This is a genomic window from Variovorax sp. SG517, from assembly GCF_013376045.1.
GTDB lineage: Bacteria > Pseudomonadota > Gammaproteobacteria > Burkholderiales > Burkholderiaceae_C > Variovorax.
Window position 1 is genome coordinate 179,640 of sequence record NZ_JABMJG010000001.1, and the last position, 13,899, is coordinate 193,538.

General features: G+C 67.9%; 13 protein-coding genes. 7 read left to right on the plus strand and 6 right to left on the minus strand.

All coding sequences use genetic code 11. The annotated features are described in order from the left end of the window. Positions 1-49: 49 nt before the first annotated feature. Entirely contained in the window at positions 50-1,486 is a 1,437-nt protein-coding gene (locus FHT32_RS00780; protein WP_176662773.1) for an NAD-dependent succinate-semialdehyde dehydrogenase, read from the minus strand. 233 nt (positions 1,487-1,719) lie between these two features. Here FHT32_RS00780 and FHT32_RS00785 point away from each other — a divergent pair, with 233 nt between their 5' ends. Beyond that, complete coding sequence (locus FHT32_RS00785; RefSeq protein ID WP_176662774.1) at positions 1,720-2,307, plus strand: phospholipid scramblase-related protein; 588 nt, start codon at positions 1,720-1,722, stop codon at positions 2,305-2,307. Positions 2,308-2,329: 22 nt separating this feature from the next. Here the strand turns inward: FHT32_RS00785 and FHT32_RS00790 are convergent, their stop codons facing one another. The 3 genes from FHT32_RS00790 to xdhC all read right to left on the minus strand — a co-directional run bounded on the left by FHT32_RS00790 (position 2,330) and on the right by xdhC (position 5,992). Then, positions 2,330-3,682, minus strand: coding sequence for a glycerate kinase (locus tag FHT32_RS00790; RefSeq protein ID WP_176662775.1), 1,353 nt, complete (start codon positions 3,680-3,682; stop codon positions 2,330-2,332). 78 nt (positions 3,683-3,760) lie between these two features. Continuing rightward, positions 3,761-4,966 (minus strand): urate hydroxylase PuuD, encoded by a 1,206-nt coding sequence (locus FHT32_RS00795; RefSeq protein WP_176662776.1) that lies wholly within the window; start codon positions 4,964-4,966, stop codon positions 3,761-3,763. Positions 4,967-5,182: 216 nt separating this feature from the next. Then, positions 5,183-5,992: a xanthine dehydrogenase accessory protein XdhC gene (gene xdhC, locus FHT32_RS00800; protein WP_176663568.1), complete on the minus strand. Its 810-nt coding sequence runs from the start codon at positions 5,990-5,992 to the stop codon at positions 5,183-5,185. Between the two features lie 56 nt (positions 5,993-6,048). Between xdhC and FHT32_RS00805 the strand changes: the two genes are divergently transcribed. Beyond that, positions 6,049-6,546: a hypothetical protein gene (locus FHT32_RS00805; protein ID WP_176662777.1), complete on the plus strand. Its 498-nt coding sequence runs from the start codon at positions 6,049-6,051 to the stop codon at positions 6,544-6,546. 4 nt (positions 6,547-6,550) lie between these two features. On the opposite strand, the gene uraH is transcribed toward FHT32_RS00805, so the two are convergent. After that, positions 6,551-6,901, minus strand: a complete 351-nt coding sequence (gene uraH / locus FHT32_RS00810) for a hydroxyisourate hydrolase (RefSeq protein ID WP_126024297.1) — start codon at positions 6,899-6,901, stop codon at positions 6,551-6,553. Between the two features lie 94 nt (positions 6,902-6,995). Between uraH and FHT32_RS00815 the strand changes: the two genes are divergently transcribed. The 4 genes from FHT32_RS00815 to FHT32_RS00830 are packed head-to-tail and all read left to right on the plus strand — an operon-like array spanning position 6,996 to position 11,663. Next, positions 6,996-7,670 (plus strand): GntR family transcriptional regulator, encoded by a 675-nt coding sequence (locus FHT32_RS00815; protein WP_093058863.1) that lies wholly within the window; start codon positions 6,996-6,998, stop codon positions 7,668-7,670. Between the two features lie 8 nt (positions 7,671-7,678). Beyond that, entirely contained in the window at positions 7,679-8,641 is a 963-nt protein-coding gene (gene puuE, locus FHT32_RS00820; protein WP_176662778.1) for an allantoinase PuuE, read from the plus strand. Next, complete coding sequence (gene uraD, locus FHT32_RS00825) at positions 8,638-10,419, plus strand: 2-oxo-4-hydroxy-4-carboxy-5-ureidoimidazoline decarboxylase (protein WP_176662779.1); 1,782 nt, start codon at positions 8,638-8,640, stop codon at positions 10,417-10,419. Before puuE ends, uraD begins: the two co-directional genes overlap by 4 nt. A 17-nt stretch (positions 10,420-10,436) precedes the next feature. After that, positions 10,437-11,663, plus strand: coding sequence for a M20/M25/M40 family metallo-hydrolase (locus FHT32_RS00830; protein WP_176662780.1), 1,227 nt, complete (start codon positions 10,437-10,439; stop codon positions 11,661-11,663). A gap of 27 nt (positions 11,664-11,690) precedes the next feature. On the opposite strand, the gene FHT32_RS35285 is transcribed toward FHT32_RS00830, so the two are convergent. Beyond that, positions 11,691-13,658: a bifunctional diguanylate cyclase/phosphodiesterase gene (locus tag FHT32_RS35285; RefSeq protein ID WP_305144328.1), complete on the minus strand. Its 1,968-nt coding sequence runs from the start codon at positions 13,656-13,658 to the stop codon at positions 11,691-11,693. Here FHT32_RS35285 and FHT32_RS00840 point away from each other — a divergent pair. Then, positions 13,657-13,899: a hypothetical protein gene (locus tag FHT32_RS00840; RefSeq protein ID WP_176662633.1), complete on the plus strand. Its 243-nt coding sequence runs from the start codon at positions 13,657-13,659 to the stop codon at positions 13,897-13,899. The two genes, FHT32_RS35285 and FHT32_RS00840, sit on opposite strands and share 2 nt — an antisense overlap.

The following is a 13,899-nucleotide window of genomic DNA, read 5'->3' on the forward strand; positions in this document are numbered from 1 at the left end:
TGCCGCCTTGCGGCAAGACGCGGTAAACGAGTTTCTGGTCGGTCGTTTATTAAACGCCCAGGATCGAAACCGCCTTGGTGTTCAGGTAGGCCTCGAGCGCCTCGGGGCCGCCTTCCGAGCCGTAGCCCGAATCCTTCACGCCGCCGAAAGGCATTTCTGGCGAGGGCGTTGCGGGCTGGTTGATCCAGAGCATGCCCAGCTCGAGCTTCTGGCTCAGCAAGTGCGCGTTCTTGATCGACTTGGTGAAGGCGTAGCCGGCCAGGCCGAAAGGCAGGCGGTTGGCTTCGGTGATCGCCTCTTCCAGCGTGTCGAAGCCGCGGATGGCGGCGATGGGGCCGAAGGGCTCGTTGTTGAACACGTCGGCGTCCAGCGGCACGTCGGTCAGCACGGTGGGGGCGAAGAAGTTGCCGGCATCGCCGACGCGCTCGCCGCCCGTCGCGACGGTGGCGCCCTTCTTGCGGGCGTCTTCCAGCACGTAGGCCATGGCCGTGAGGCGGCGCGCATTGGCCAGCGGGCCGAGGTTGGTGCCTTCGGCAAGGCCGTCGCCGAGCTTCAGGCCTTCGGCGTGCTTCACCAGCAGGCTAGCGAACTCGTTGCGCAGGCTGTTGTGCACCAGGAAGCGGGTCGGCGAGATGCAGACCTGGCCCGCGTTGCGGAACTTGGCGGCGCCGGCGGCCTTCACGGCCAGCGCCACGTCGGCGTCTTCGGCGACGATCACCGGGGCATGGCCGCCGAGTTCCATCGTCACGCGCTTCATGTGCTGGCCGGCCAGCGCGGCCAGTTGCTTGCCGACCGGGGTCGAGCCCGTGAAGGTGACCTTGCGGATGATCGGGTGGGAAATGAGGTAGTTCGAGATCTCGGCGGGGTTGCCGAACACCAGGCCCACCACGCCGGGCGGGATGCCCGCGTCGACGAAGGCGCGCAGCAGCGCGGCGGGCGACGCCGGGGTTTCCTCGGGCGCCTTCACCAGGAACGAGCAGCCGGTGGCCAGCGCCGCGCCGAGCTTGCGCACGATCTGGTTGATCGGGAAGTTCCAGGGCGTGAACGCGGCGACGGGGCCCAGGGGCTCCTTCAGCACCAGCTGCTGCGCGGCGAGGTTGCGCGAGGGCACGATGCGGCCGTAGACGCGGCGGCCTTCGTCGGCGAACCATTCGATGATGTCGGCGGCGGCCATGGTCTCGACCTTGGCCTCGCCCAGCGGCTTGCCCTGCTCCTGCGTGAGCAGCTTGGCGATATCGGCGGCGCGTTCGCGGATCAGGCCGGCGGCGCGGCGCATGACGGCGGCGCGCTCGTTGGCGGGGGTGTTGCGCCAGGTCTCGAAGCCGCGTTGCGCGGCAGCCAGGGCGCGGTCGAGGTCGGCGATGCTGGCATACGCCACCTTGCCGATGGCCTTGCCGGTGGCGGGGTTCACGACGTCCAGCGTCTTGCCGCCGGTGGCGTCGACCCATTCGTTGTCGATCAGCAGGCGGGTGTCGGTGTAGGTCATGGCGAGCTTTTCCTTCGAAGACTGGAGATTGGATGAAAGGGGAATCTGGGTGTCCGGCGCGGCACCCCGGGGGAGTGCGCTGTCGAAAAATGGCGGCCTTGAGGCCGCCGGGGGCATAGATTAACCCGAGTTCACAAACCTCGCCCAACGTCGACTACGGCCGGCGCCGGGTGCCGTCATGCATGCCGAACATAATCCCGCCACTCCAACATACACAGAGGACGAGGGAATCCATGCACGCGGCACTGCGCAACAACCTGTTTTTCATCAAGGAACACGTCGGCATCTTCAAGGCGGCCAACAACTACGACATCTTCGAGCCGCACTCGCAGCAGAAGATCCTGGAGTGCCGCGAGCCCGACCTGGGCTTCTTCAGCAAGCTGCTGCGCTTCACCGACTACAAGCGCTTCACGCCCTTCAACGTGGTGGTGTCGACGCCCGAGGGGCAGAAGGTGCTGTCGGTGAGGCGTGGCGTTTCCATCTTCCTGTCGAAGGTGCAGGTGCTCGACGAGAACGACCGGGTCGTCGGCTTCTTCAAGCAGAAGCTCTTTTCCATCGGCGGCAAGTTCGACGTGCTCGACGCGCAGGAGCAGGTGGCCTGTACGCTCAGGGGCAAGTGGACCAGCTGGGATTTCCGCTTCGTGCAGGGCAGCAGCGAGCTTGCCGCGGTGTCGAAGAAATGGGCGGGGCTGGGCAAGGAGCTCTTCACCACCGCCGACAACTACATGCTGTCGATCGACCCGGGGGTGCCGGCCAATGACGCCCGCCGCCTGCTGATCATGGCGGCGGTGATGTGCATCGACATGGTGCTGAAGGAGTAAGGCTCCCCTCCTCCGGTTCTTCTTACAGCACCAGCAGCGCGCGGAAGTCGTTGACGTTGGTGTTCGTGGGCCCCGTCACGAACAGGTCGCCGATGGCGTCGAAGTAGCCATAGGCGTCGTTGCGGTCGAGGTGGTCGGACAGCTTCTTTCCCGCAGCGCCGGCGCGCGCCAGCGTGTCGGGCGTGACGAAGGCACCGGCGTTGTCCTCCACGCCGTCGATGCCGTCGGTGTCGGCGGCCAGGGCCCACACCTGCGGCTGGCCCATGAGCGCGCCGGCCAATCCCATGCAGAACTCGCCCGCGCGCCCTCCCCGGCCCTTGGCCTGGCCCGGCTGGCGGGGGCGGATCGTGACGGTGGTCTCGCCGCCCGAAAGAATCACGCAGGGCCGCGCGAAAGGCTCGCCGCGGTGAGCCACGGCGCGCGCCAATGCGGCGTGCACCTTGCCGACTTCGCGCGATTCGCCTTCGATCTCGTCGCTGAGGATATGCGCCTCGACACCGGCCTCGCGCGCCGCCCTGGCCGCCGCTTCAAGCGATTGCTGCGGCGTGGCGATCAAATGCGTCTCGTGGCCCTTGAACACGGCGTCGTCCGGCTTGGGCGTTTCGAGTTCGCCGCTCTCGAGCCGGGCGCGCACCGGCGCGGGCACCTCGATGCCGTAGCGGTCGAGGATGGCGAGCGCATCGGCGCAGGTGGTGGCGTCGGGCACGGTCGGGCCGCTGGCGATGACGGCCGGGTCGTCGCCGGGCACGTCGCTGATGGTCAGCGTCACCACGCGGGCCGGCGCGCACGCCGCCGCCAGCCGGCCGCCCTTGATGCGCGACAGGTGCTTGCGCACGCAGTTCATCTCGCCGATGTTCGCGCCGCTTTCGAGCAGCTGTTTGTTGATGCGCTGCTTGTCGGCCAGCGTCAGCCCCTCGGCCGGCAGCACCAGCAGCGACGAGCCGCCGCCGGAAATCAGGCACAGCACGAGGTCGTCGGCCGTGAGGCCCTTCGTCAGCGCGAGGATGCGCTCTGCCGCCTGCTGGCCTGCCGCGTCGGGCACGGGGTGGGCGGCCTCGACGATCTCGATGCGCTGCGGCAGCCCTTCGGGGCGCGGCGGAATGTGGTCATAGCGCGTGACGACCAGCCCGGAGAGCGGCGCATCGGCCGGCCACAGGGCCTCCAGCGCCTGCACCATCGAGCCGCCGGCCTTGCCGGCACCCAGCACCAGCGTGCGGCCTTTCTTCGGATCCGGCGGCGGCGGCAGATGGGCGCCCAGCGTGGACAGCGGCAGCGCGCGGTCCACCGCCACGCGGTAGAGATGTTCGAGGAAGACGCGCGGGGCTTCGCGCGGATCGGGGGCGGGGCCGAAGGCCGGGGTCGATGCGGTCGTCATTGCTGCTTTGTCTCCAATCCGGCGATTGTGCTGCGGACCGCGACCGGCCCCGCTTGCCCCCGGTCAACTTCTGTCTGACTAGTTGGTCTTTGCGCCGCCCTGGAACCAGCGGCCGATCAGGGCCCGCTCTTCGTCGGTGATGCCCGTGGCGTTGTTCATCGGCATGATCTTGGTGACCACCACCTGCTGGTAGATCGCCTGCGCATGGGCCGACACCTGCTCGGGCGAATCGACCCGCACGTTCTTCATCTGCACGGCGGCGCCGTGGCACATGAAGCAGCGCTGCTCGAGCACCTTCTGCACGTCCTTGAACTGCACGGCCGGAGCGGCGGCAGCCACAGCGGGCGCGGCGACGGGCTCGGGCTTCATCCAGACGATGGTCAGGCCCAGCACCACGATGCCGACCATCGCGTAGGGCAGCGGATTGCCCGCGTTGCCCAGCTTGAAGCGGTGCCGCACCACGAAGAACTGGCGGATGGCCGCGCCGCCGAGCATGATCAGCAGCAGCACGATCCAGTTGTACTTGTGCGTGTAGGCGAAGCTGTAGTGGTTGCTCAGCATCGCGAACAGCACCGGCAGCGTGAAGTAGGTGTTGTGCACGCTGCGCTGCTTGCCGCGCTGGCCGTGCACCGGGTCGACGGGCTTGCCTTCGCGCAGGGCCGCCACGTTCTTGCGCTGGCCGGGAATGATCCAGAAGAACACGTTGCCGCTCATGGTGGTCGCCATCATGGCGCCCACGAGCAGGAAGGCCGCGCGGCCCGCGAACCACTGGCAGGCCAGCCACGTCGCGAAGGCGATGAAGACGGCGATCAGCACGCCGACGATGGTGTCGCCGTGCTTGCGGCGCCCGAAGATCTGGCAGATGCCGTCGTAGACCATCCAGAACACGACGAAGAAGGCCAACGCCACGGCAATGGCGGCGCCGGGCTGCCAGTCCATCTTCGACTTGTCGATGAGGTAGGTGCTCGCGTTCCACAGGTACGACATGGTGAAGAGCGAGAAACCCGTGATCCAGGTGGAGTAGCTCTCCCAGTACGACCAGTGCAGGTGGTCCGGCAGCTTCTTGGGCGCCAAGGCGTACTTCTGCATGTTGTAGAAGCCGCCGCCGTGCACGGCCCACTGCTCGCCGCCCACGCCCTTGTCGAGCGATTCCTGGTCCTGCGGCTTCTCGAGGCTGTTGTCCAGCATCACGAAGTAGAAGGAGGCGCCGATCCAGGCGATGGCGGTGATGACGTGGACCCAGCGCAGCAGCAGGTTGGCCCAGTCGAGGTAGTAGCTTTCCATACGCTCTCTCGCAGCCCTTCAGGCGCGTGGGACGCTCCGAAGGGATTTCAGCCTGCTCACCACCGCGGGCGCTGTAAGCAGAGAAAGTGCCGCGAACGCAGGCTCCATGGAAAGATGGGCCTCGCTCCGCTGCGGCTTGTTGGGGACCGAAAGTGTATACAGTTTTGGCAAGGGGCGGGATGCTTTTTTGGGGAACCGCCGCCGGGAAAACCCTGTTCAGCCCAGCGATTGCAACAACTGTGCCGCCACCGCCACGGCGATCACCTCGGGCTCCTTGCCCGTGATTCCGGGCACGCCGATCGGGCAGGTGATGCGGGCCAGTTCGTCCGCCGTGAAGCCGCGCGCCTCCAGCCGATGACTGAAGGTGGCCCACTTGGTCTTGCTGCCGATCAGGCCGACGTAGGGCAGGTCGTTGCGCTCGCGCAGGCGCTTCAGGCAGGCGATGACGATGTCCAGGTCTTCGGCGTGGCTGAAGCTCATGATGAGCACGCGGCTGCCCGGCGCGAGCGCGGCCACGGCGTCCTGCACCGGCTCGGAATGCTCGGTGTCGATCTGCGCGGGCAGCTCGTCGGGGAAGACGCCGTCGCGGCTGTCGATCCAGCGCACCGAGAACGGCAGCGTCGACAGCAGGCGGGCCAGCGCCGCGCCCACGTGCCCGCCGCCGAAGAGGGCCACGGGCTCGAACTGCGCGAGCAGATCCTGCTGCAGCCTCGGCGCATCGGCGACCGTGATGCGCTCGTAGGAGAGGAACATCACCCCGCCGCAGCACTGCCCCAGGCTGGGTCCGAGCGGATAGCGCTGGATGCCGTCGAAGGGCTTGCGTTTGCCGGCCAGCAGCGCGCGCGCTTCCTTGGTCGCCTGGAACTCCAGCTGCCCGCCGCCGATGGTGGCGGTGAGGCCCTCGGCCCACACGGCCATCCAGGTCCCGGCCTCGCGCGGCGCCGAGCCCTGCGTGGACTCGACGCGCACCAGCACCGCATCTTCGTGGCGCAGGCGCGCCAGCAATTGATCGACCGCACCGCTCATCGTCATCGATACCTTCGGTTGCCGGGCGCGCGACGACTCACGGTATAAACCCGGCCATGAATCGCCAGCTTACGCCTCGCCGCCTCGCACTTGCAGCTTCTGTTGTTTCGGCCCTGTGGCTCGCGGGCTGCGGTTCCACCGGGTCGGTCCCCGGCCAGCTGAGCGGGGCCAGCGGCGATGTCGGGGCAGGCCCGGTGCCGCGGGCGTCGAGCGCTTCCTCCGCCCGCGACTACCGCCGCGACGCCGCGCGCCATGTCTATGAAGCCAACCGCTCGCGTGTCTACAAGGGCCAGCTGCCGCCGATGCTCTATGCGGTCGGCACGCTCGAGGTGAGCATCGACGCGGGCGGCAAGGTGCGCTCGATGCGCTGGCTGCGCGCTCCCAAGCATGCGCCCGAGGTCATCGCCGAGATCGAGCGCATGGTGCTGAAGGCATCGCCCTTCCCGCCAGCCACGCGCATGGGCACCGTCACATGGACGGACACCTGGCTGTGGGACGAAAGCGGACGCTTCCAACTCGACACCCTGACAGAAGGCCAGCAGCAAGGGGACTGACGGCTCAGGAGCCGCGGTACGTGGAGTAGCTCCACGGGCTCACCAGCAGCGGCACGTGGTAGTGCTGGTCGGTGTGGGCCACGCCGAAGTCCAGCGACACCTTGTTCAGGAAGTTCGGCTCCGGCAGCTTGACGCCCAGGGCCTTGAAGTAGCCGGCCACGTCGAACACCAGGCGGTAGGTGCCGACCTTCAGCGAGTTGTTGTCGTACAGCGGGCCGTCGCTGCGGCCGTCCGAATTCAGCGTGAAGCGCTTCACCAGCGTGGCGGCGTCGCCGTCGGTGGTGTACAGCGCCACCTCCATGCCGGCCGCGGGGCCGCCATGCATCGTGTCCAGTACGTGAGTGCTCAGGCCCATGGGGCGCTCCTTGAAAGTCCGAAAAGCTCGGATCGGCGGGTGCGGGAAATTCCGGTGGACAAAAGTGTATACAGTTACCGGCTTTGGGTCTATCATGAAAAACATGGAGTCCTCCACCACCCGTTCGATCGTCGATGCCCTCACGAAGGCCATCGTCGAGCACCGGCTTCAGCCCGGCACCAAGCTGGCCGAGCAGAAGCTGGCAGATCACTTCGGCGTCTCGCGCACGCTGGTGCGCCAGGCGCTTTTCCAGCTCTCGCAGAACAAGCTGATCCGACTGGAGCCTGCGCGCGGCGCCTTCGTGGCGGCGCCCGCGGTCGACGAGGCCAAGCAGGTTTTCGCCGTGCGCCGCATGCTCGAGGCGGAGATGACGCGTGAGTTCGTGCGCACCGTCACGCCTGCAAAGATCAAGGCGCTGAAGGAGCACGTGGCGCTCGAGAAGTCCGCCGTGTCGGGCGAAGACATCTCCGGCCGCACAGAGCTGCTGGGCGACTTCCACGTGCGCATGGCCGAGCTCATGGGCAACCAGGTGCTGGCGCAGATCCTGGGCGAGCTCATCTCGCGCTGCGCCCTCATCACGCTGATGTACCAGAGCGCCAGCGCGGCCGAGCACTCCAACGACGAGCACGCCGACATCGTGAAGGCGCTGGCGGCACGCGACGAGGAGCGCGCCGTTCGCCTCATGACCGAACACCTCGAGCACGTCGAGGCCAACCTCACCTTCGACCGCAAGGTCCCGACCAACGACATCTCGCTGGCGCTGTCCTGATCCACACAATGACCGTCTACGACTCCACCCTGCCCTACCCGCGCGACCTGATCGGCTACGGCCGCAACCCGCCCCATGCCCGATGGCCCGGCGGCGCGCGCGTCGCCGTGCAGTTCGTGCTGAACTACGAGGAAGGCGGCGAGAACGCCACGCTGCACGGCGACGCGGGCTCCGAGCAATTCCTCTCCGAGATGTTCAACCCGGCGAGCTTCCCCGACCGGCACATCAGCATGGAGGGCATCTACGAGTACGGCTCGCGTGCTGGCGTGTGGCGCATCCTGCGCGAGTTCGAGAAGCGTGGCCTGCCGCTGACCGTGTTCGGCGTGGGCATGGCGCTGGAGCGCTATCCGGAGCTGACCGCCGCCTTCAAGGAGCTGGGCCACGAGATCGCCTGCCACGGCTGGCGCTGGATCCACTACCAGAACATCGACGAAGCCACCGAGCGCGAGCACATGCGCCTGGGCATGGAAGCCATCGAGAAGCTCACCGGCGAGCGCGCCCTGGGCTGGTACACCGGCCGCGACAGCCCCCGCACCCGCCGCCTGGTGGCCGACTACGGCGGCTTCGAGTACGACAGCGACTACTACGGCGACGACCTGCCCTTCTGGATGAAGGTGCAGAAGACCGACGGCACCGTGGTGCCACAGCTCATCGTGCCCTACACGCTCGACTGCAACGACATGCGCTTCGCGCTGCCGCAGGGCTACTCGCACGCCGATCCGTTCTTCCAGTACATGAAGGACAGCTTCGACGCGCTCTATGCCGAAGGCGACCCGAACGGCGACGACAGCCCCAAGATGATGAGCATCGGCATGCACTGCCGCCTGCTCGGACGGCCCGGGCGCATCACCGCGCTGCAGCGCTTCCTCGACCACATCGCCAGCCACGACAAGGTGTGGGTCTGCCGCCGCGTCGACATCGCGCGCCACTGGAAGCAGGCGCACCCCTTCGAAGCAGGAGCCGCATCGTGAGCCTCACCATCGCCCAACTCAACGCCGCGGCGCCCGCCGAAGCCGTCGCGCTGCTCGACGGCATCTACGAGCACTCGCCCTGGATCGCCGAACGCGCGCTCGCGGCGCGCCCCTTCCGCTCGCTCGCACACCTCAAGCATGCGCTGGTGCAGGCGCTGGCCGGTTCGTCGGCCGACGAGCAGATCGGGCTGATCCGCGCCCACCCCGAGCTCGCCGGCAAGGCCATGGTCAGCAAGACGCTCACGGCCGAATCGACCAACGAGCAGAGCAAGGCCGGCCTGACCGACTGCACGCCCGAGGAGTTCGCGAAGATCCAGCAGCTCAACGCCGACTACAACGCGAAGTTCGGCTTCCCGTTCATCCTTGCGGTGCGCGGCCCGCGCGGCACGGGGCTGGCCAAGCGCGAGATCATCGAGACCTTCGCGCGCCGGCTGCACAACCACCCCGATTTCGAACTCGGCGAGGCGCTGCGCAACATCCATCGCATTGCCGAGATCCGTCTGGACGACAAGTTCGCCGCCGACATCACGCTCGGCAACGACGTGTGGGACTGGCAGGAGCAGCTGTCGGTGCACACCGACCCCGGCTATGCCGAAAAGGGCCAGCTCACCGTCACCTACCTGACCGATGCGCACCGCGCCTGCGCCGCGCAGATCTCGGGCTGGATGCGCGACGTGGGCTTCGACTCGGTGCACATCGATGCCGTGGGCAACGTCGTCGGCCGCTATGAAGGTGCGACGCCCGACGCCAAGACGCTGCTGACCGGCTCGCACTACGACACCGTGCGCAACGGCGGCAAGTACGACGGCCGCCTGGGCATCTTCGTGCCGATGGCCTGCGTGCGCGAACTCAAGCGCCAGAACAGGCGCCTGCCCTTCGCCTTCGAGGTGGTGGGCTTCGCCGAGGAGGAAGGCCAGCGCTACAAGGCGACCTTCCTGGGCTCGGGCGCGCTCATCGGCCACTTCGACCAGCACTGGCTCGACCAGAAGGATGCCGACGGCATCACCATGCGCGAGGCCATGCAGCACGCCGGCCTGAAGCTGGAAGACATTCCGAAGATCCAGCGCGACCCGGCCCGCTACCTCGGCTTCGTCGAGGTGCACATCGAGCAGGGCCCGGTGCTCACCGAGCTCGACCTGCCGCTGGGCATCGTCACCTCCATCAACGGCAGCGTGCGCTACGTGGGCGAGGTAATCGGCATGGCCAGCCACGCCGGCACCACGCCGATGGACCGCCGCCGCGACGCGGCCGCCGCCGTGGCCGAGCTGATCCTCTACACAGAGCAGCGCGCGGCCAAGGACGGCGACTCGGTCGGCACCGTCGGCATGCTCGAAGTGCCCAGCGGCTCGATCAACGTGGTGCCCGGGCGCTGCAAGTTCAGCCTCGACCTGCGCGCGCCGAACAATGAGCAGCGCGATGCGCTGGCCACCGATGTGGTCAATGCGCTGAAGGACATCTGCGAACGACGCGGCGTGCGCTACGAGCTCGAAGAGACGATGCGCGCCGCCGCCGCACCCAGCGATCCTGCCTGGCAGCAGCGCTGGGAGAAGGCCGTCGACGCGCTGGGCATTCCGCTCTTCCGCATGCCCAGCGGCGCCGGCCACGACGCCATGAAGCTGCACGAGGTGATGCCGCAGGCGATGCTGTTCGTGCGCGGCATCAACTCGGGCATCAGCCACAACCCGCTCGAATCGAGCACCAACGACGACATCCAGCTTGCCGTGCAAGCCTTCCAGCTTTTGCTTGAAGGCCTCGCCACCGAGCAGGCAGCCCACTGACTCACAGAAGAACAGACATGACCGACTACGCAAAGCTCGACGCCTGGATCGACGCCCACTTCGACGAGGAAGTGAAGTTCCTGCAGCAACTGGTGCAGGTGCCCACCGACACCCCGCCGGGCAACAACGCGCCCCACGCCGAGCGCACCGCCGAGTTGCTGAACGACTTCGGCCTCACGGCCGAGAAGCACGCCGTGCCCGCGCAGGAAGTGAAGGACTACGGCCTCGAGTCGATCACCAACCTGATCGTGCGCCGCAAGTACGGCGACGGCGGCCGCACAGTCGCCCTCAATGCCCACGGTGACGTGGTGCCGCCCGGCGAAGGCTGGACGCACCATCCGTACGGCGGCGAGATCGTCGACGGCAGCCTCTACGGCCGTGCCGCCGCGGTGAGCAAGAGCGACTTCGCCAGCTTCACCTTCGCACTGCGCGCGCTCGAAGCGGTGGCCAAGCCGGCCAAGGGCAGCATCGAGTTGCACTTCACCTACGACGAGGAATTCGGCGGCATCCTGGGGCCGGGCTGGTTGCTCCAGAAGGGCCTGACCAAGCCCGACCTGATGATCGCGGCCGGCTTCAGCTACGAAGTGGTCACGGCGCACAACGGCTGCCTGCAGATGGAAGTGACGGTGCACGGCAAGATGGCCCACGCCGCCGTGCCGGCCACCGGCATCGACGCGCTGCAGGGCGCAACGAAGATCCTGAACGCGCTGTACGCGCAGAACACGCTCTACAAGCAGGTCACCTCGAAGGTCGAGGGCATCACGCACCCGTACCTCAACGTCGGCCGCATCGAGGGCGGCACCAACACCAACGTGGTTCCGGGCAAGGTGGTGTTCAAGCTCGACCGCCGCATGATCCCCGAGGAGAACCCGGTCGAGGTCGAGGCCAACATCCGCAAGGTGATCGCGGACGCGGCCGCCGAAAGCGCGGGCATCACGGTCGAGATCAAGCGCCTGCTGCTGGCCAACTCGATGAAGCCGCTGGCGGGCAACAAGCCGCTGGTCGACGCGATCCAGAAGCATGGCGGGGAGCTGTTCGGCGAGCCGATCAAGGCCATGGGCACGCCGCTGTACACCGACGTGCGCCTGTACGTGGAAGCCGGCATTCCCGGCGTGATCTACGGCGCCGGCCCGCGCACGGTGCTCGAATCGCACGCCAAGCGCAGCGACGAGCGCGTGGTGCTCGAAGACCTGCGCCGTGCCACCAAGGTGATCGCGCGCACGCTCAGCGACCTGCTGGCCTGATCGAACCGGCGGGCTGCTCGGCCCGCCTCAACCCGCCTTGATGGGCTCTGGCGCCGAACGCGCCGCCGCCCAGGCCATCACATCAGGCAGCGGCGCGGGCCGCGCCAGGTGATAGCCCTGCACCAGGCCGCAGCCCAGGTTGCGCAACACATCGAGTTCCGCCTGCGTCTCCACGCCCTCGGCCACCACCTGGACGCCGAGCGAATGCCCGAGCTGGACGATGGAGTCCACCAGCACCTCGTTGCCCGGCGAGGACGACAGGTCAAGGATGAAGCTGCGGTCGATCTTGACCTGCCGCACGTACTCGCTGCGCAGCGACGCCAGCGACGAGAAGCCCACGCCGAAGTCGTCCACCACGATCGCCACGCCCGCGGCCGACAGCGCGCTCAGCCGCCCGCGCGTGGCATGGGTGTCCAGCGCCACTTCTTCCGTGATCTCGATCTGCAGCCGGCGCGGGGCGATGCCGCGCAGCTTCAGCATGCCGAGCACGATGTCGTCCACCGCAAGCTGCGCCATCTCGCGCGGCGAGACGTTGATCGCCACCGGCACGCCCGCCAGGCTCGAGCCCGCCGCTTCCAGCTGGCGCATGCCCCGGCAGACCTCGTCGACCAGGTGCCGCAGCAGCGGCTCGGCAACACCGGTGCTCGCGGCCGCGTGGATCACGTCTTCCGGGGCGATCTGGCCGTGGCGCGGGTGGTTCCAGCGCATCAGCGCCTCCAGGCTGTGCACCTCCCGCCCGTCGCTGGTCATGATGGGCTGGTACCACACGCCGATGTCGCGCGTCCCGATGGCCTGGAGCAGGTCGCGCTCCACGTCCCGGCGCGTGGCCAGGCGCTGGTTGAGCGCGTTGTCGAAGACCTGGTAGCGATTGCGTCCGGTGCGCTTGGCCTCGTGCAGGGCCTCGTCGGCGAAGCTGATCATGTCGGCGAAGCCCGCCTCGCCCGAGACGGAGATGCCGATGCTCACGCCCAGGTGGCCGCCGTAATGCGAGGTGGCGAAGGATATGGAGCGGATCAGCGCCTGCGCGATCGCCGCGGGCGCCTGCCGTTCGTCGCGCAGGCCGTAGAGCACCGCGAACTCGTCGCCGCCCCAGCGCCCGAGCACTGCCTGCATGTCCTCGGTCTCGCGCTGCAGCCAGGAGGCCACGTCCTGCAGCACGCGGTCGCCGGCCTTGTGGCCGAAGGCGTCGTTCACGGCCTTGAAGCCGTCCAGGTCCAGCAGCAGCAGGCCGTGCTGGCGGCCGTCGGGAACCATGAGGTGCAGCGTCGCCGCCTCGGTGAAGCCTTCGCGGTTGAGCAGGCCGGTGAGCGAATCGTGCGAGGCGCGCAAGGCCAGCTGCTGCGCCGCGTCCAGCGACTTCGCGTGGGCCATCCGCAGCTGGGTGGCCATGGCGGTGGCTTCGTTGCGGATGCGGCTTCCTTCGCGGAAGGCCCTGTCGCTGTGCAGCGCGCCGCGCATCAGCGCGCCGAGGTACAGCAGCACCATCGCCGCCAGGCTCAGGTTGTCGAAGCCGCCCGCGAAGACGAGGCAACCCGCCACCGACAGCAGCGCCGGCGTGATGAAGCTGATGGGCACCAACGCATAGGCGATGCCGTAGGTGACCGAGCCCGCACAGATGCCGCACACCACCGTCAGGTAGAACACCGCCTGCGGCGAGGAGTAGCCGTCGCACAGCAGCGGGATGAGCGCCCAGACGCAGCCCGACGCCCCGGCCATGGCGGCGGCCGCCCGCAGGTGCCATCCGACCGGACGCCCGCTGGCCGAGGTGGCGACGCCGCTTTCGGCCGCGACGCCGGGCCAGGGCGCGAAAGGCCAGCGGCTGATGTAGCTGCGCACGCCGTTCAGCGCGAGCGACAGCAGCAGCCAGATCAGCCCTTCGAAGGCCCGGCCGGCGTGAAGCGCGACCAGCGCCACTGTGCAGCTGAGCACCACGTTGATGGGAATGGCCGCGAGCACGCTGCGGCGCACGGCCACCATCTGGTCGGTGCGCACCATGCGCGACAGCATCTCATCGTCGACGGACGCGGTAAGCGAAGTTGCGGGCGCGCTGGGAATCATGGGAGGGGCACAGTTTATAGAGCGCACGCCTTCCCCGGCCCGGCAAGCCAGCCGGCATCTTTCCGGTGGGCATGAAAACAACGAACTTTCGTTGCAATTTCATGGAAGCGTCATGGCGCCCCTCCAGACTCGGCGGCTTTCCAGGACACGCGCACTTCAGGTGCGCGTCATTTTTTGA